The organism is Okeania hirsuta (assembly GCF_003838195.1).
GTDB classification, from domain to species: Bacteria; Cyanobacteriota; Cyanobacteriia; order Cyanobacteriales; family Microcoleaceae; genus Okeania; species Okeania hirsuta.
The window spans coordinates 1-19,135 of record NZ_RCBY01000088.1 but is presented as its reverse complement, the minus strand read 5'-3'; the positions used below and the strand labels follow the sequence as shown (position 1 = coordinate 19,135).

14 protein-coding genes and 2 pseudogenes are annotated in these 19,135 nt (G+C 34.1%); 10 read left to right on the top strand and 6 right to left on the bottom strand.

Features of this window, described 5'->3' with window-relative positions; all coding sequences use genetic code 11:
- Window positions 1-43 precede the first annotated feature (43 nt).
- The 3 genes from D5R40_RS15985 to D5R40_RS15975 all read left to right on the top strand — a co-directional run bounded on the left by D5R40_RS15985 (window position 44) and on the right by D5R40_RS15975 (window position 9,038).
- The gene (locus D5R40_RS15985; RefSeq protein WP_124143964.1) at window positions 44-1,900 is read left to right on the top strand and encodes a sulfotransferase family 2 domain-containing protein; all 1,857 of its coding nucleotides are present in this window, start codon (window positions 44-46) and stop codon (window positions 1,898-1,900) included.
- 519 nt (window positions 1,901-2,419) lie between these two features.
- Entirely contained in the window at window positions 2,420-7,609 is a 5,190-nt protein-coding gene (locus D5R40_RS15980; RefSeq protein ID WP_124154901.1) for a glycosyltransferase, read from the top strand.
- A gap of 118 nt (window positions 7,610-7,727) precedes the next feature.
- Window positions 7,728-9,038 (top strand): RNA-guided endonuclease InsQ/TnpB family protein, encoded by a 1,311-nt coding sequence (locus D5R40_RS15975; RefSeq protein ID WP_240041599.1) that lies wholly within the window; start codon window positions 7,728-7,730, stop codon window positions 9,036-9,038.
- Between the two features lie 666 nt (window positions 9,039-9,704).
- Here D5R40_RS15975 and D5R40_RS15970 read toward each other — a convergent pair.
- Together D5R40_RS15970 and D5R40_RS15965 are read right to left on the bottom strand one after the other, a co-directional pair.
- Window positions 9,705-10,343, bottom strand: a complete 639-nt coding sequence (locus D5R40_RS15970) for a hypothetical protein (protein WP_124143962.1) — start codon at window positions 10,341-10,343, stop codon at window positions 9,705-9,707.
- 193 nt (window positions 10,344-10,536) lie between these two features.
- Complete coding sequence (locus D5R40_RS15965; protein WP_124143961.1) at window positions 10,537-10,971, bottom strand: hypothetical protein; 435 nt, start codon at window positions 10,969-10,971, stop codon at window positions 10,537-10,539.
- A gap of 191 nt (window positions 10,972-11,162) precedes the next feature.
- On the opposite strand from D5R40_RS15965, the gene D5R40_RS15960 reads away from it, so the two are divergent.
- The 7 genes from D5R40_RS15960 to D5R40_RS15940 all read left to right on the top strand — a co-directional run bounded on the left by D5R40_RS15960 (window position 11,163) and on the right by D5R40_RS15940 (window position 16,140).
- On the top strand, window positions 11,163-11,696 hold the full coding sequence (locus D5R40_RS15960) for a helix-turn-helix domain-containing protein (protein ID WP_124143960.1): 534 nt from the start codon (window positions 11,163-11,165) through the stop codon (window positions 11,694-11,696).
- Window positions 11,697-12,089: 393 nt separating this feature from the next.
- Window positions 12,090-13,247, top strand: a complete 1,158-nt coding sequence (locus D5R40_RS15955) for a glycosyltransferase family 4 protein (protein WP_124143959.1) — start codon at window positions 12,090-12,092, stop codon at window positions 13,245-13,247.
- Window positions 13,248-13,830: 583 nt separating this feature from the next.
- On the top strand, window positions 13,831-13,983 hold the full coding sequence (locus tag D5R40_RS35355) for a hypothetical protein (protein WP_161564397.1): 153 nt from the start codon (window positions 13,831-13,833) through the stop codon (window positions 13,981-13,983).
- 96 nt (window positions 13,984-14,079) lie between these two features.
- Window positions 14,080-14,592, top strand: a complete 513-nt coding sequence (locus tag D5R40_RS15950; RefSeq protein WP_124143958.1) for a hypothetical protein — start codon at window positions 14,080-14,082, stop codon at window positions 14,590-14,592.
- Window positions 14,593-14,806: 214 nt separating this feature from the next.
- Window positions 14,807-14,944, top strand: coding sequence for a hypothetical protein (locus tag D5R40_RS35350; protein WP_161564396.1), 138 nt, complete (start codon window positions 14,807-14,809; stop codon window positions 14,942-14,944).
- A 133-nt stretch (window positions 14,945-15,077) separates the two neighbouring features.
- Window positions 15,078-15,902 (top strand): IS4 family transposase, encoded by an 825-nt coding sequence (locus D5R40_RS15945; protein WP_124143957.1) that lies wholly within the window; start codon window positions 15,078-15,080, stop codon window positions 15,900-15,902.
- Between the two features lie 40 nt (window positions 15,903-15,942).
- Entirely contained in the window at window positions 15,943-16,140 is a 198-nt protein-coding gene (locus D5R40_RS15940; protein ID WP_124154900.1) for a hypothetical protein, read from the top strand.
- Window positions 16,141-16,323: 183 nt separating this feature from the next.
- On the opposite strand, the gene D5R40_RS15935 is transcribed toward D5R40_RS15940, so the two are convergent.
- From D5R40_RS15935 to D5R40_RS15915, 4 genes and pseudogenes are all read right to left on the bottom strand, one after another.
- The gene (locus D5R40_RS15935) at window positions 16,324-16,509 is read right to left on the bottom strand and encodes a transposase (protein WP_124154899.1); all 186 of its coding nucleotides are present in this window, start codon (window positions 16,507-16,509) and stop codon (window positions 16,324-16,326) included.
- A 314-nt stretch (window positions 16,510-16,823) separates the two neighbouring features.
- Window positions 16,824-17,529 (bottom strand): annotated as a pseudogene (locus D5R40_RS15930) (IS1634 family transposase); the annotation flags it as partial.
- Between the two features lie 574 nt (window positions 17,530-18,103).
- Window positions 18,104-18,298 (bottom strand): DUF2949 domain-containing protein, encoded by a 195-nt coding sequence (locus D5R40_RS15920; RefSeq protein WP_124143954.1) that lies wholly within the window; start codon window positions 18,296-18,298, stop codon window positions 18,104-18,106.
- 644 nt (window positions 18,299-18,942) lie between these two features.
- Window positions 18,943-19,135 (bottom strand): annotated as a pseudogene (locus D5R40_RS15915) (hypothetical protein); the annotation flags it as partial.

Genomic DNA, 19,135 nt, shown 5'->3' with positions numbered 1-19,135 from the left:
CCAGATTTAAGCACAATATTATTCTTCAATATTTAACCAAAAAATGAGTCAGATAAATCAACCTCACCGACCAGAAGAAGCAAAGGCAAAAGTTATTTCAATTCATGTACCAAAAACTGCTGGTACAACATTTAAACAAGTTTTGAGGCAAATATATAATCTAGAAGAAATTTTCTTTGACTATCCAAACAGGGGACGTTTACGTAATAAAATGTTAATCAATCCCAAGCCAGAAGTTAAAGTAATTCATGGTCATTTCACTAGTAGTAAATATGATTATAAATTTCCAGAGTTTAGAAAAATTATTTGGCTCAGAGACCCAATCAAGAGATTAATCTCTTTTTACTTTTTTTGGAAGACTTGGCAAATTTTATTAGAAAGTGATGAACAAAATTTATCACCGGTCAAAGAGTCTAATTTGACATTTATAGAATTCGCCGAAAAACCAGAGATGCAGAATGTAATTAAATCAAAATTTGTTCAAGAGCAAAAATTAACAGAATTTGACTTTGTCGGGATTCAAGAATTTTTTCCTGAAGATTTACATGAACTAAAATTAATACTAAACTGGCCAGAATATAAACTTGAAACCCAAAATACCAATCCCTATCCAGGGTACAAGTTATTATTAGAAGAAGTATTATCTAATCAAGAAATAGTAGATAAAATATCAACTATAAATGACGAAGATATAGAACTTTATAGAGAAGCAGTAAGTTTGCGGGAGACCCGGAGAAAAACATCAAAAATACAATACTACACTCAAGAAAATCTCAAAAATTTATCATCTGGAAAACAACAAATTACCCAGAAAACAACAAAAATTAATCCTCTACTTACTTGGGGTTCTATAGACAGGGCAGTCATTCAAAATCAAGTGTTGCACTTATCTGGTTGGGTTGCCTCCCTTGATGCTGGTATGGTGGAAGGATTTAAAGTTGTTATTGGTAATCAAGTGTTTAGTTTTTTTGAACAAACTCTCAATATACCCAGTCCAGATGTAGAAAAGGTTCATCCTAATTTAGATAGTGCAAATAATGCTAGATTCCGTCTCAAAATACTTTTAAATCAACAGCAAATTAACCAATTAAAGTATTCATTAATTACTTTAACTCCTCAATTTAAGCTTGGTGAGGGTTTAATTTTATTAAAGGTATTAACACCACTTTTGCCACTGCCTGAAGAGAAAGATATAAAAATAATTGATGTTGATGGAAGCGGTGAATTTATTCGTACTTCCTTCAAATTACTAGGAGATTTAATTCAGAGATTAGGTTTACAACACACAGACCATATTCTGGATGTTGGTTGTAATATTGGTACTGTTGCTTATGCCTTAGTTCATTATTTACATCTTTCTGGTCGTTACGAAGGTTTTGATATGGTAAAAAAATTGATTTCCTCAGTACAAAAGGAAATTACAACACGCAAACCTAACTTGAACTTTGACTGGCATAATATTTATCATCCTTTGTATAACTCCACTGGCACAATATCAGCAATTAATTTTACTTTTCCTTATCCTGATGAAAGTTTTCATTGTGTCTGTATGTCTCATTTATTCACTCATTTACAAAGTCTGGAAGTTATGCACTATCTTGATGAAATATATCGAGTTTTGAAGCTTGGAGGGAGATGCTTATTAATTTGCTTTTTAATTAACTCAGAATCAGAACAGTTAATAGCTAAAGGCAAAAGTTCTCAACAGCTTATTTATGAGATAGAAGATGGTTTTACTAAAGATATTGATTTACCAGAGAGAGGGATTGGTTTTAGGGAAAATTTACTATTAAAGTGGATAAATGAACGAGGGTTTAATGTTCTAGAAAGATCTTATGGTTCTTGGTGTGGTCGGACTTCATCTGTTAAAGAAGATTTGTTAATTTTGGAAAAAAAATAGACTTCTTAAAGACTTTTTCAGCAAACCCTAAATAGATCCTAAATGGGTTCTCTATAAGGGAATGTGCGACCCCTCCACTACAAGCTAGAAGTCGGGCATTTAAACCCAAGCTTTTAGTGCGCTGATTCGCTGAGTACTGAAATGCTGATAAGTAGGTCGGTGTTGAAAATTATCGTTATGAAAAGGCAGGAGGCAGAGGGCAGAAGGCAGAAGGGAAGAGAGTTTTTGGCAAATTTACTTTTCGTTACTAACTTGCTGTTTTTTTGCACCGTTATACTTAGCTAGTTAATATCATTAGAGCAAAGATAATAAATAATATATAGCAAGTTCCACCTTGGTGAGGTACACTCATCGCGGGCAAGATGCCCGCACTGCAAAATTGAATTGTTAATATCTGCACTTCATATACTTGGAATCTGCTGTAAGACTATAATCAAAGTAATAAATTAACTAACATTTGCCCAATCTATCCAACCACTAACTGTTTACTAAAAAATAATTTAGCAGAATCTTATCAATATGGAAAAAGTTGAAATAGTACAGAAAAAAACGACACAACTAGCAGCAACTACAGGATTTTTAGACCAAGTAGCAATCGAAAATGAAACTGTTTGTTTAAGTGGATGGGTTCTTTCTTTCGAGCCTGAATCTGTCACTAATTTTAAGATTGTATTTGGCAGTCAACAATTAATAGGATTTGAATTAACTCAAGGTCTTCCTAGTCCTGGAGTGAAAAAAGCACATCCAAATATTTCTGCTGCTAATAATGCTCGGTTTATTATTAGATTGCCAATGAATAAACAGCAGCAACAACAATTTAAAGATGCTCTGATTATTTTAATTCCTCTAGTTGCCGACCGTGAAGGAGAACCTTTATTAAATGCAGTTAATCCGGCATTATCTGCTTTAGTTAAAACATCACAACCAAGTAATTTACCAACCAAAACTCCTCGAGTAGAACTTATTTCTGTTCATGTACCAAAAGCAGCCGGAACAGCTTTCAGACAGGTTTTATTACAGGTTTATGGAACTCAAGGAGTTCTGACAGATAAAACTAATATGTTTGAAGATAATATGCCAGCTACTATTCATTGGCAGACTAAAGTTATTGAGGGTCATTTTCGCGCGGGTAAATACGATAAGTTATTTCCTGAAACTAAGAGAATTACATGGTTAAGAGAACCTATCCACAGATTAATTTCTGATTACTGTTTTCGCCACATCTCGAATCCTACAAAGGAGTATCTAAATAAACAAGATTTATTGAAGTTTGCTGAAAATAACAGTAATCTTATGGCTTATTGTGTGAATGGTAAATCTCTGGATTATTTTGATTTTGTGGGGATTACAGAATATTTTGAAGAGGATTTACTGGCACTAAAAAATCTTCTTGGTTGGTCAGATTATCAAGTTATTTACCAAAACAGAAATCCTTATCCAGAATATCTTGAATTTCGGAAAGAGGTTTTATCAGACAAAAAATTAATGGATGAATTGGCAAATGCTAATAGTCAAGATATGGAACTTTATGCTGCAGCTTTAACATTACGAAACGAAGGAAAAAGGAAGAAGGAAGAAGGAAGAAGTGACATTAATTTACCAGCAGAAAATATAGTTAATAATCAAGGAAGAGGAAAGAAGGAAGAAGGCAAAAGTGGAATTGATTTATCTGAAAAAAATGTAGTTGATTTGGAACCATATACAGTGCCAGAAAAAACAAAAATATTAGCAACGTTGGGTTCTTTGGATAGGGCAGAATTTGACCGTCAAGAATTATTATTAATAGGTTGGGTAGTTTCTCGTAATTTAGGAGCAGTAAAAAGCTTTCAATTAACTATTGCAGATACTGAAATAGAAAATTTTGAAACTGCCTTAAATTTACCAAGCCCTGATGTGAGAAAATTACATCCGAATCTTCATAATTCTGGCAAAGCAAGGTTTCGTATTAAGGCATCTCTTAACTCCGAACAAATTTCACAATTCCAAAATGCTGAGATTGCTTTAACTCCTATATTTAAAGAAGGCAAAGGTCAGGTTTTGTCTAAAGTAAAGGAAGGAAGAGGGAATAAGGAAGAAGGAAGAAGTAATGAAGTCAGAAGTGAACAAGAAGTTAGAGGTGAGGAGGAAAAAGTCAAAAGTCAAAAGTCAAAAGTTAGAAGTGAACAAGAAGTTAGAAGTGAGGAAGAAGACAAAAGTGGAATTGATTTACCAGAAAAAAATGTAGTTGATTTGGAGCCATATACAGTGCCAGAAAAAACAAAACCATTAACTTTTTCTAAAGCACCCATAGTTCAAGAACAACCAAAATTCATTCCACCAATTGAACCAATTACAACCATAGGTCATCTAGATCAAATAGCGAAAGCCAATCAAAAATTAATAATATCTGGATGGGTGGGTTCTTACAATTTTGGTTCTGTAGAAAGCTTTAAAGTTTTCATCGGCAGTCAAGAATTTTGTTCTTTTGAACAAAAATTAGGTCTACCTAGCCCAGATGTAGCAAAAGTTCGGACTAAGCTTAATAATGCTGAAAATGCTAGATTTAGTCTGGAAATACCTCTGACAAAGGCAGAACTTCAAAACTGTCAAAATACTCTAATTAATCTGACTCCAATATTTCAAGGACAAGAGGGAGAAATTTTGTTTCAACTCTTTAATCCATCCCTGCCAATTCCTGACGATAAATATATAGAAGGAAAAGCAATTAACTTTATCCAAAGAAGCTGCAAATTTTTAGGCGACTTTATCCAAAGAGTAGGTCTTCAACCCACTGCTGAAGTTTTGGAAATTGCTTGTGGAGTTGGGAATATTGCTTATGGTCTAGCCTATTATTTAAAATCTCCAGGTCATTATGAGGGGAATGACTTTTCTGAAGAATTAATATCTTGGGCACAACAGAATATTAGCAGCCATAAACCACATTTCAATTTCCGTCAGATAGACTCAGATTTGAAACTTCCCTACGACGACAAAAGTTTTGATTTTGTTTTTATCGGTTCTAGATTTACTCAGGTAGGTGGGAGTAAGATTCGTAATTATTTAGATGAAATTTATCGAGTTTTAAAACCAGGTGGTCGTCTCTTATTTCAATGTTTCTTAGTTAACCACGATTCAGAACAATTAATATCTGAAGGCAAGAGTTCTCAACCTCTTGTTCATAGACTTCAGGAAGGTTTTACTAAAGACCTAAATTCACCAGAAAAAGGGATGGGTTTTCTGGAGTCTTTATTATTGGAGTGGGTAATTAATGCTGGTTTCAATGTATTAGGAAAAAATTATGGTTCTTGGTGTGGACGAGTGGGTAAGAGAAGTTATCCAGATATAGTAATTCTTGAGAAGGAAGAAGTCAGAGTAAACAAGGAAAAAATTGAGAGTTTGGTTAGAGAAGAACCAGGAAATAACCAGGAAGAAAATTTACAAGACTTGGAAAAAATAGATAGCGATCGCTCCTCCGAAAAACTCAGAATAAATCAGGAAAAAATTGAGAGTTTGGTTAGAGAAGAACTAGGAAATAACCAGGAAGAAAATTTACAGGACTTGGAAAAAATAGATAGCGATCGCTCTGAGATTTTGCAGAAGAATTTACCATCAGAATCTACTTTAAAAATTACTCCTGAATCTAAGTCTTCTGTCTCTGCTTTACTGGCAGAAATAATGGCAGATTTGGAGAAATCGCAAATAGAAATCCAAGAAATTCAAGCTGATCTAGAAAAGTTCAAATCTCAAAAGGAAAATATTCCTGTCAAGAGTCTATTTCCTGTAGAACCAGATACCTCAACTACGGCTAAAAAAAAACTTCTGACTAAACCCTTAGAAGAAGTTATTCAAAAGTCAAAACCTCCTACTCCCCCGCCCAAACAAAAACAGGAATTATTGGGTTTATCCGGAGTAACAGTTGATAAATTCTGGGAAATTATTTTAGTAGAAGGAAGGAGGAAGAAGGAAGAAGGAAGAAGGGATTTTTCTGATATAGAAGGAAGAAGGAAGAAGGAAGAAGGAAAAGGGGATTTTTCTGAATCTTTAGTAGAAGGAAGGAGGAAGAAGGAAGAAGGAAAAGGGGATTTTTCTGAATCTTCTATAGAAGGAAGAAGGAAGGAGGAAGAAGGAAGAAGGAGTTTTTCTGAATCTTCTATAGAAGTAAGAAGAGATTACTCTAAACCTTCTATTAGTATTCTTACTCCAACCTGGAATTCATCTTTAGATTGGTTTGTGGAAACAGTTTTAAGTGTTCTGAACCAATCTATCCCTAACTGGGAATGGTGTATTGTTGATGATGGATCGAAACAACCAGAAATTAGAAATATACTTGCGGGTTTAACAGAAAAAGAACCCAGAATTAAAGTTCTCTTTTCAGAAGATAATGGCGGAATTAGTGCTGCTACAAATAAAGCTCTAAATATAGCTACAGGAGAATATATTTGTTTATTAGACCATGATGATACTCTAGCTTCCACAGCATTAGAAGATAGTCTCAATAAACTGGCAGAAGGATTCGATGTAGTTTATTCCGATGAAGATAAAATTGATTTTTCTGGGTTAAATTATATCGTTCCATTCTTTAAACCTGACTGGTCTCCTGAATATTTTCGTGGTGTTATGTATGTCGGTCATTTATTATGTGTCCGTCGAGAATTAGCTTTAACTGCTGGTGGTTTTAAAAGCGAATTTGATGGAGTACAAGACTATGAGTTTATGTTACGAGTTTCCGAACAAACTAATAAAATTTCTCATATTTCTCGACACCTTTATCATTGGCGACAAGTTAAAGGAAGTATTTCGGGAGATGCCGATGCTAAAGCAGGTATTGAAGTAGTACAACAAGCTGCTGTTAATTCTCATTTACAAAGAATTGGTTTAGCAGCAAAAGCAGAACCAGGTTTAGGTAAACATCGAATAAATATTAATCCTTTACCTAGAAATAATCATCCTTTAATTAGTCTAATTATTGCTGCTCCTAATCTTTCAGAAAATATTGATAAATGGTCGAAAAATCTTTTGTCTGTTTCAACTTATCCCAAAAATGAAGTGATTTTAATTGGTGGGGAAAAAACAGAAAATATTATCCAAAATTCTGCGGTGAAAGTTTTAAATCTATCAGGGCAATTTAATTATTCTCGTGCTTATAATCTGGCTGCCAAAACTGCCCAAGGAGAATATTTTATTTTCCTCAATACTAATTTGGAAGTTGTCACTGAAGATTGGCAACGACATCTTTTATATTACGCCGAACAATCTGATATTGGTGCCGTGGGAGGACTATTAATTTTCCCAGATGGAATTGTTGAACACGCAGGCATTGTATTAGGAAAATCTGGAAAAGTTGATTATGTAATGCGAGGTTTTCCCTCTAACCATGATGGTTATGCAGGTTCTTTAGTTTGTGCAAGAGAAGTATCTGCTGTAAGTCGAGATTGTTTGATAGTGAGTAGGCAAAATTTTGAAATGGTTGGAGGTTTTAATGAACATTTTTTCTCCGATTATCAAGATGTAGATTTGTGTTTGAAGTTGAGGAAAAATGGCAAGCGAATAGTATTTACCCCCCGTAGTGTTTTAATTAATCATCAATCAGAGAAACACAGACAAAGAAATTATGATGTAGTTGACTATATGTTGTTATTAGACCAATGGCAAATTTATATGGATTTAGGCGACCCATATTATAATCCGAATTTTGATATTCAACTTAGCGATTACACTTTTGCTTTGTAGTTGTAAACCTACGTTTTTACCGAAAAAATGGGTCTAAAGCCTCGCCCTTCTAGGGCAACTTTTTAGTTGTTTTTTTCAATAAATATGTTATTTTAAGTGTTAGTTAAAAAGTCAGATTATGAAAGCTAGATTTAAGTATCGTATATATCCAACAGCGGGACAAAAATACCGATTAGCAAAGCTATTTGGTTGTGTCCGCGTTGTTTGGAATGATAGCCTAGCTTTCTGCCAGGAGAAATACAAGTTAGGAGAAAAGAAACCTGGTAGCTCTGAACTACAAAAACAGTTCATTACTCAAGCTAAAAAGGCTGAAGACAGAGAATGGCTATCAGAAGTTTCTGCTATACCATTGCAGCAATCTTTAAATGATTTAAACCAAGCTTATCAAAACTTTTTTAAATCAACTAGAGGCCAAAGAAAAGGTAAGCCGATCAGACCTCCTAAATTTAAAACTAGAAAGTCAAAGCAAACTGCTAGATTTACAAGAGGAGGTTTTAAAGTTGGTCAGCATAAAGTATATTTAGCTAAGATTGGAAAACTCAAGATAGTTTGGTCTAGAGAGTTACCTGCTCCTCCATCATCAGTAACTATTATTAAAGACTCAGCTAATAGATATTTCTTAAGTTTTGTAGTAGAAACTTGTGCCACAATATTGCCTCAGATTGATAATTCAGTGGGGATAGACTTAGGCATCAAAACCTTTGCTACATTTAGCGATGGTACAAAGGTTGATGCTCCTAAACCATTGAAAAAGCGGATTAAAAAGTATCGAAAGTTAAGTAAATCATTATCCAAGAAAACTTTAAAGTCTAAACGATATGAAAAAGCTAGATTGAGAGTAGCTAAATTTCATGCCAAAGTAAAAGACATTAGGACAGATTTTCTGCATAAATTATCCACTGAAATAATTTGTGAAAACCAAACAATTGTTTTAGAGGATTTGAATGTATCTGGTATGGTGAAAAACCGTAAATTATCCAGAGCAATATCAGATTTAGGTTGGCGGACATTCCGAATACTTCTAGAAGGTAAAGCAGAAAAATACGGTCGGGATTTGAGAGTAATTAATCGTTGGGAGCCAACCAGCCAAAAATGCAGTTGTTGTGGTTTTCATGGAGGCAAATTAGACCTTCAAGTGAGAGAGTGGGAATGCCTTAACTGTGGTGCTAAACACGATCGCGATACCAACGCAGCGATAAATATATTAGTCGCGGGCGGGCAGTCCGAGACATTAAACGGACGCGGAGGCAAGCGTAAGACTACCGTCAAGGTAGCAGCAGCCTGTGTTAGCGGAGCTTTGCGCCAGCAAAACGTCAACCCCCCGAGGAGCTATAGCTCGGTAGGAATCCCCGTGCCTTTAGGCCGGGGAGGATGTCAAAAACATGATTTCTTCTATTGCGACTATCGCAATAGTACATTAGATAGCTGAAATTGTAGTTAGTGGGATGAAAAAATTTATTGGATGTATAGGAAAGTTTTAAAAATGAAAAAAAAATTTTCGAGATAGATATAGCAATTCTAAATAGGTTGCGACAAATCAAAAAGTAGATAAAAAAACTGAAACTCTTACCTGTTCCCTATTCCCTGTTCCCTCTCTTGGTCAGCATTCTGCAAGCAAGCTGACGGCGACGCGGGGTCTGACCGCTATTCCCTAAAAACAGTAGGATTTTTATACACAAATAAAATAGGATTGCTATTTATAGATACTCGCAGCTTAAAATCTGTGGCCCAAGACGTATGATAGTAAAGAGAGTAGTTTGAAAAGAAATTCAAAAATCCTCTGATATTAAATCGGCTCATAAATCCGGCGATCGCGGAGTGTGGTGTCAGCCGTATCGCTGTTGTTTGCTTAGGAGAGTAAAGGCCGGTGCTAGGAGTTCTAAAGGCTTAATGGTTAGGACGACACCCGAAAATTACTTTTTTAGGAAGCTCAAATAAAAGATAGGACTTGCCTTGATACAAACAAATAACTTTAGGCAGTAGTAGACTAACATAGCTAAAACTGTGCAATAGATTTTTGTTTCTAGGTGTCTTTTTCTCCCCACGCTTCTCATCTAACGCACTATTTAAGGTGTGTCAGTCCACTACTGAACTATTAATAACAACTTCTTCCTGCTATGCTGTTGGCAGAATTGTAAGATGTTGTCTCAAGAACAGAACCAAAAGTTCCATTTGAAAATTCTTCCCTTTTCAAAGTCTGTTGACGCAAAGTATATTCAGCAACACCATTATATAAAGTCCAAGAAGAAGAGTATTTGTCGAGACGGCTATTTGAAACCGTTGTTGTGCTGCGTACACCACCAAATCTATCGCCAAAAAAATCCTGTACTCTAACAACGGTTTTTTGACCATCGTAGAACATATATGATGCTCTGTTTGTTTTTTCGTCCCAGTCCCAACCAAGAATACTGTCACTATTTGAAATTTTAACAGTATGTAATTTTCTCTCAAATCCTCTTTCTGGAGTAAATTTCTCTACAATTACTTGTGATACTTGACCATTAAAGATGACATAACTAGCGATTGTTCCACCTTTGTAGCTCCAACCACGAACAGAACGAGAGCTAGATATAGTATAAGTCTTACCACCAGAATATAGTTTAGAGGTATTTCCTGAATAAAAAACTTCAGTACAACTTTGTTGAGCAAAAGCTGTTTCAGAAGATAATAAGGAAACTCCGCATAATATAAAACTTGGAATTAGTTTCAAGAAAGTTTTCAATTTTTTTGACATTTTTATTTACTCTTTTAACCCTATAATTACCCATCTCGTACAATTCTAATTCCCTCATTTTCATATCTACAAGTCTAGTAGGGTGTGTTAGCGCGCTTAGTAACGCACCTAATATAAGCTTTAATATGGTGCGTTACATTTTCCTAGGTCATGCTGCGCAAACATTAACGCACCCTACTGGACTACAAATGCTTCAGCGGATATAGCGCATATCTTGCAAGAAATGATAACGAGAAGGTGATGTAACTCCACAAATATTACTACCTTTATTATCACTCCAGTAAAAGTCTAGATATCTTCCACTAGCTTTGCTATCTCTAGCCATTTCTAAAAATTCTGGTCGGTTAAGACCATGACCAGGATAAGTAGAGTAAACAACAAAAGTGCTTGGTGCTTTACCAGTTTTATCATCAAATACTCTAGCAACCGCTAAGTTATGACCTTTCAAAACACCATAGTTTTCTGTACAAATATCAATAGAAATTACTCTTGCTTTCAAAGGACCTCCAGCATAAGCAGAAATTGCTGATAAGAAAGTTACAGCAGATGTAGCAGCAACAGTTAGAGTTAGAGAACGAACCAAGCTTTTTTTTGTTGAATTGATAAATTCTGTAATTACTTTTGACATTTTATTACCTCATTTATTTACTCTTTTTGCCCTATAATTAGGCATCTAATACAATTCTAATTCCCTCATTTTCATATCCACAAGTCGGAAAAGGACGGATAAAAACGGAGATTTTGTTAAAAAAATATAAAAAGGACGGATAAAGAAGGATAATAGCGGATAAGCTATTCAGAAGAATTAATTCTAAGACAATGGACTGGCAAACAGTTTTAAATTCAATTGATGAGTTAGTCTTTCAGCAAACGGGAAAACACCTAAATAATCTACAAATGGGAATTTTAAAAGGTGTTCTGAATAACGAAAAATATAGAGAAATTGCAGAACAATATAAATGTTCTAATGGTCATGTTAAGGATGAAGGATACGAACTCTGGCAAGTTTTATCAGAGATTTTTGGAGAGAAGTTAAATAAGTCAAATTTTATCGCTACAGTCGAACGTTTAGGATTCACAAATTCTCAACATCAGATTATTGTTAATCCAGTACAAATTGGCAATCTCAATCTTTGCCCTAATTCCGAAACAGCAGAATTAGAGAATAGTAATGTTGCAAATACTCAATCAAATTACAACAAGACAACCTCTTGCCAACCCATCGTTGAAAATGTCTTATACAAAACTAAATTAAACACTGTCTCTAAATTAATCAAACTTGGTTTAACAGCAGAGCAAGTTGCTGAAGTGGTAGATTTACCATTAAATGAAGTACAAAAACTCATGGAGTAAATTTGTCAGTATGATGAGTCAAAGAAGTTTAGCGATCGCCTCTGGTTCATTTAAAATCTTTTTATCAGGACTTCTCTCCTCACCAAAAAATGAGGTCCAAAGCCTCCCCTTTTAAGGGGATGAAAAAGCGGTCGAGGGATGGCGAGGTTTCCTCGCCATATCCAATCGACCAAGAGAATATTCAATCCAGTATTTTCAAGCCTCCGGCTTTAGTGGTCGGTACTGATAACTGATAACTGATAACTGAAATGACCCCCCTTTTTTTAAGAGTGAGTAGTATAAAATTTTATGTTTACTTGAGTAGGATAAACAATAAAAGCTGACGGCTGATAGCTAATTAGCTTATTGACTTACAATTACTAAAAAATCACATATTCTAAAGATATAGTTTTGATGAAAAATATTTTATTTGTTCTGTACGAAGATTTTCATTCTAATAGTGCCCTTCATGTGCATCATTTTGCGAATAATTTAGTTAAATTGGGCTTTGATTGTGTGGTGGCTGTTCCTAGAAATAAACAGACTGTTTCTCAAGTGGGAGAACATTTAACACATTTATATAATGTGACAGAATATGGTGAATTTTATCGGCTGAATAAATTATTTAAAAATCAGCAAGGTCCGGATGTAGTTCATGTTTGGACTCCGAGAGAAGTTACGCGAAATTATTGTCATAAACTCCGGAAAGCTTATGATTTTAAATTAGTAATTCACTTGGAAGATAATGAGGAATATGTTCTGGAAAAATATTTAAACAAACCTTTTAAAGAAATAGCTAATGCTAATGGGTCTCTCGCAATTCCAGATAATGTTTCTCATCCCCAGAAATATCGGGAGTTTCTAGCAAGTGCCGATGGAGTGACTGTTATTATTGAAAAGTTAAAAGAGTTTGTGCCGAATAATGTGCCGAGTTTAGTTTTATGGCCTGGTGTAGAAACAGATTATTTTTATCCCAGAAATCCCAATCCAGAAATAGTAAAAAGGTTTAATATTCCTGAAAATACTTTAGTTTTTTCCTACACCGGAAATGTTCATGCTGCTAATACTCATGAAGTGAGAAGTTTGTATTTAGCTGTAGCAATGTTGAACCGAGAAGGTAAACCTGCGGTGTTAGTTAGAACGGGTAGAGATTTCTGTAATTTTTTGGGAGATGATGATAATTGGGCGCGGAAATATGCCATTGAATTAGGATATGTAGACCGGAGTTTAATGCCAGAAATTTTGGCTTTGGCAAATGTGTTAATTCAACCAGGTAGACCAGATAAATTTAATGATTATCGTTTTCCCTGTAAATTACCAGAATTTTTGGCAATGGGTAAACCTGTAATTTTGCCTGGGACTAATATTGGTTTGGTGATGGAAAATGAGAAAGATGCTTTGGTTTTACCTATGGTTGATGCAGTGAATATTGTTGAGTCGGTGGGCAAGTTGTTTGAGGAGAACTTTTTATATAAACAACTAAGTGAAGGTGCAATTAATTTTGCTAAAACTCATCTAAATTGGCAGAAAAATACAGAATTATTGAAATCTTTTTATGAAGAGATTGGGTAGTTTAGTGTCATTTAACTTATTCAACTAGATTTCCTGACTCAAAGATCATCGAATATTTAGGAATTTGAGCGAAAAGGAAGAGTTGAAAATTTTCATCCTGTAAAGCTCCAAAACATAATATGCTTGTTCTTTCCCTTATCAAATCTTTCCATCCATTGTTCCTCAACAGAAAAATACAAACAATTTCATTTTATCAAGCTCTATTAAAAATTGGCATCTCAAAGGAATTTCGGTTGCATTCCCACAAAAATTTTGATATGGTAAATACTGAGGTGGTTTTCTCGCTCATATACATGACTTTTTATTCAACTAAAAACAATATCGTTTCACAGCGATCGCGAATGTTGTAGAAAGGAAAATCAATCTAGAATAGAAGGTATTTCTTAACAGAATAAACCCATAAGCAAAGAAAATATAATTTTTTTTAAGAATCCACAAACTGCCAAAATTATTAAATGATAATTATGTATACAAATTCAAAAACTCAATCTAGTTGAAAATTAACTTTTATAGAAATTTTCACAACCAATTGAATTGAGAATTGCTATATTTTTTCCTAATCAAAAATAGGAGATAAGAACAAATGCCAAATCCAGTCAATATAAATGCTGAATTAGACACAAACGATCTGATTTTTAGATCCCCAGCAGGGGGGGTGACAAGAGCTGATGAATACGATCTAGACCTGAGCGGAGCAATAATAGGTCAACCAATAACCATTTCTCTGACAGCATAAAATTCAAATCAATACGATACTTTTTGGCAAATTATTGATGCTAATACAGGTAATGTTTTAGCAGATTCAGATGATCATGGTAGCGGTCGTAACTCATTGATTCAGCAGGGTCAACCAACAAATGGAGGTGGTTATGACGATTCAGCAATTCCTAATGAATTATTTATTCAGGGTGGTCGTGACTATAAAATTCGCGTTACCAGTTTTGGCACGTTAAATCAACCAGGAAGCTATCCCTATTTTCTACAAGTTTCTGTCCCTCAAGGTGACATTGATGTAACTCCCAGAGGTAGTGATTTTAATGGAGAAGTTCAAACAGGAAGCGTTATTAATATTAATGGTGAATTAAACGAAGACGATTTTACTTTCCCATCACCTAGTAATAGTGGCAATACTCTAGTTGATGAATATAGATTAGAATTTCAAGTGCCAGGGCAACTCGTAAATGTTGCTGCCAGTACCAATGATTCTGGTTTCGATCCTTACTTGGAAGTTATTAATGCCCAGACTAGTACTGTCGTTGATTTTGACAATAATAACGGTGGTGGAGTTAACCCACTACTAAACTTACCCAAACTTATCCAAATGAGATTTGAGCTTTGGAGTTAGCTTCCTGCTTCTGTGAGAACCACTGACCGCAGTCTTTAACTTATTTTCTCCACAGGCTTAAAATCGCTTGACACTCAAGCTACTGATACATACAGCGGTTTTCATATGAATAAACCACAATGTTCAAACCAACCCATGGCATCATCTTCAGTAATTTGAGCGATGTAGCTGCCGCCTCACGGGGTGACAAGGTAGCTGAAAGCTATATATAGAGATGAACTCATCGAATAAGCTGAATAATACTTCAACTAAAAGAGAAGCATTATTGAGAATAGATGGAGGTGTGGTGCGATCGCACCACACCCCACACAGTAGGTTGATTATTTATTCATTAAAGCAATTTTTGAAATAATTATGATCAAAAAGGATTGCTAATTACAAGTAAAAATGAATAAAAAGTGAATATATTAGGTTTTTATCAAGATCAGATTGAGAAAAAATTGAGTCCATCTCAAGTAGCAACATTACAAATATTATGATACTTAATATCAGTATATAAAACTGTACAAATATCAAAATTAACAAGCTTATTTCCTCTGCCAATCCAATCAGAAAGTAAGCGCAAACATATACAAAGATTTTTAACCCTCAAGGAATTAAGTTTACCTATATTTTGGTTTCCTTTGGTAAGAATTATGGTAGAGAAAGTATTTAGTTTGACTTCTGAATTAATATTAATTATAGATAGAACTCAATGGCAAAATACTAATATATTAATGATTAGTGTGGCCTGTAAAAATAGAGCATTACCCATATATTGGAAGATTTTAGATCATAAAGGGGCTAGTAATTTAATAGAACAGCAGGCAGTAATTCGTCCTGTGTTAAGATTATTAAAAAGGTATAAAATTATCATCACAGCAGATAGAGAATTCCACAGTATATTTCTATCCCATTGGTTAAAAAAATCTCATAAAAATCAGGTTTACTTTGTCTTAAGGCAGCGAAAATCTACCTCAATTAAAGGAGGGAAAAAATATTGTCAAATCTCAGAATTAAAGGTCAAAGTTGGTACAGCTCAACTATTATTAAATCAAAAAATTACTAAAATCAAGAAGGTAGGAATATATAACTTACTTGTATATAAAAAACAGAAATATCTCGACAACTATGTTTCAGAAAAATGGTATATTTTGACAAATTTATCATCGATTGAGAAAGTCAAAAAAGTATATAGCCAGAGAATGGGAATTGAAGCAATGTTTAAGGATTATAAAAGTGGTGGTGATCACCTAGAAGCAGCCAAGGCCAATCAAACTAGACTGAACAATCTAATTTTATTAATAGCTATTTCATACACAATCAATTGATTTCAAGGACAAAAAATCAAGAAGAAAGGTCTTCAAAAATATGTATCAAGAATCAATGAAAAAAGAAGAAAGTACAGAAGACACAGTAATTTTTTTCTCGGATTATAAGCCTGTTAATTGGATTGTAAATGATGAAATTATCGGGAAATTAGTAGAAGATTTAATGAAGTTTAATCGTCATAAATTACCATGTTACATAAATGGAATTAAAGCCATGAATAAACTACTTAATATTTAATTATTTCTGAGCAACTAAAATTAATAAAAGTGAGTATGAGTGATCATCTGATTTAGAGGGCAACTTGAACTATTGTTCAACGCCGATGGGGGGTGTGGTGCGATCGCACCACATCCTCATCTATTCTCAATAATGGTTCTCTTTTAGTGGAAGTATTCTTCAGCTTATTCGATAAGTCCATCTCTATATATAGCTTTCAGCTACCTTGTCACCCCGTGAGAGCTGCCGCACTTGCTCCGCCAACGCTTCGCTGATAACTCGATTTAATTGTTCTTGAGTTCGAGCTTGACGAGAACCGAGAAACTCTTTAAATTTTGACCAACATAGTTCGATGGGTGACAAATCTGGTGAGTATGCAGGTAAGAACATTAACTTGGCTCCTCTATACGGAAATTAACTTTTGAATTCTAGAACCTTTGTGGACACTTAATCAGAATTTTAGCTAACAAATTAATTGATAGAACATAAAAAAGTATGTGAAATGAGTATTCCTGGTGAACTAGGAAGTTCTGTTAGCAGCGGAAAACACAGGAGGAATTAAACTCCTGTCAAGAGCATCAATCAATTGTCGTGTAGCAGTTAGTGCGTTTCGCTGCGCGACATGAAACGCGGAGCGTTGCCTCAGCAGTATCGCGTAGCGGTGCGTAGCACTATCGTCTTGGGACTCGAGTTATCCATTTTCAATTTGAGATTAATTGGATATTATTTTGGCTATATAAAGCACTATCACAGACTATAATACTATCTAGTTTTATTTGTTTTTTCACCCAGGCTAAAATTTGACCAAATACTGCTTGATCTGATTCATTACCATCAGCAGTTCTCATAAATAATGGTATTCCGCTATGGCCACTCACAATGTATACTAGTATACATTGTTTCAAATCTGGTCGATGGTCGCGGGAATATCCCTTTGTCATTAATATTGGTATTTTTTGATGATTTTCAGTAGTTTCAATATGCTCATATTCTCCATGAAGATGAAACGATGTTGAATCTAAGTGAGTATATTTAGTCTCAATGTTAAACTTTTTGATAACTAATAATCCTATTTCTATAAATAAATTTGTTAATCCTAATTGATAGATATCATCCATAACTCTACCGAGAGTATCATCGTTTAAATATTCACATTTTATACCTGTACCTAATAATTTTTCTACCGCCTTGTCTTCAAAGAACTGACGCTCACAAATATCAAGGACGTGATACCATTCCTAATCCATTGAGAATCAAAGCTTTTATTACTTGCCCTGAAGTAATTTTTTCTCGATTATCTACTCCTAATTTTTGGTTAATTATTTCCACTATTCCTATCTCATCAATTAGTCCTGCAACTATTCCTAAGTGGTCTACATTTTTAACTGTTATTTCTTCTATTAAAGACATTTTTTTTATACTAAATAATAACGCAATCATTAGCTTTATGATCTGACTTGCAGTTAGTAAACGCCATAAGTAATTCTACTCAATTCAATATCAAGGTTTTCTGTAACCTATCGTAATTCAAATTGAAGTGCGGAATGTGGGTTTAATAAAAAAGATTTATAGCAGTCGAAGAAAAGAGCGCGGACATTTCAAAAGCTTAAAATTAAGACAACGCGATTTTTCCTTCTTCCTTCTTTCTTCTGCTATAGCACTACGCATTGAGATTAGGACAACTAAGAAACTTCAAAACATTACAGTTAAAAGTTTTGACTCTAGCTGAATGCTGAATGCTGAATGCTAAATGCTGATAGCTATATATAATTTTTCCCTGTTTATTATTCCATAAAAAAAAGGGAGTAATCTTGCTGAAAAAGCTAACTGAGATACTCCCTTGTTTAATTGAAATTTTTTATTCAATTTAGTTTTTATAATTTTTCTTGGTTTAAAACCCAATTCATACCTCCTTAAATGTCGCTTCACTTGTATTACCAAGGTAATATATCTATGGCCTAGATAATTCAGGAAATATAGTCGATTAAATATGGGCCATCTGCAACCAGTCGAATATTTGATCTAACTGCTTCAATGTTACAAGACCGTATTGCCAAAGTATCATCGGTAATTGATTAGGGTCTTCTTCCTCATGTCGTAAAGCAATGGCGATCGCTGAATCAGAGATGGACAACTCCCACTTCAAGAATTTGATTAACTGAGCTTGTTTTGTAGACATGATTAAAAGTTTTCTCCAGTAGTATATTAAAAAATTTTAAATCGGTTTTATTTGATAATCACGATACCCAGTATCAATTATTATTAGGTAACCTTCAATGAGTCACATCATTAAAAGATGTGACATCTCTCAATTTTTGTAATGATGCAGATCACAATTTTGTTGTCTAGAACGCTAAACTCTAGTTCTAAAAGTTAGTCACCCTTGAGCATTTTTGATGAAACATTGATACATTTCAACTTCTATAAAATAGTTATTAATTTAATTATCAATCAATATAGATGAAAAATATGCTTTTTTTATGAGTAGCATATATAAAGTAAATATTTGATAAAATGAGTATATACTTAACTATCTGATCTTCTCTGATTTAAAGTTTCATAATACTGTCTGACTTGTGGGATGATGTAGAGATTTTATAAATTTATTACAGGAAACTATAATTACATCACCCTCAGCAATATTACTGATGTAGGCAATAATAGCTTTGATTACTTATATCTAGATATTGTAGTAGATATGCATAGATAGAAAATAGTGAGAAAAACCTTTCCTATCTAAGATTCATTATCAATATATGTCCTAACCAACCCTTTCTTTGCTATAGTTAATTGCCTATAGAAGTCTATTAGATACTAGAAAACTTATTTATCCGGTTTAGGAGATTGCTTGATTTCTGATTCGGCAGATTTTAGCGCTTGGTCTAAGATAATACGAGCTTCTTCTGCTTTTTCTCTTGCTTCTCTATAACGTAAATTAGCCACAGCAAAAGTTTTCAACACCTTAAAACCATCTTTAAGATTAGCAATTTCTTCAACAGTGACAGCTTCATCTGTG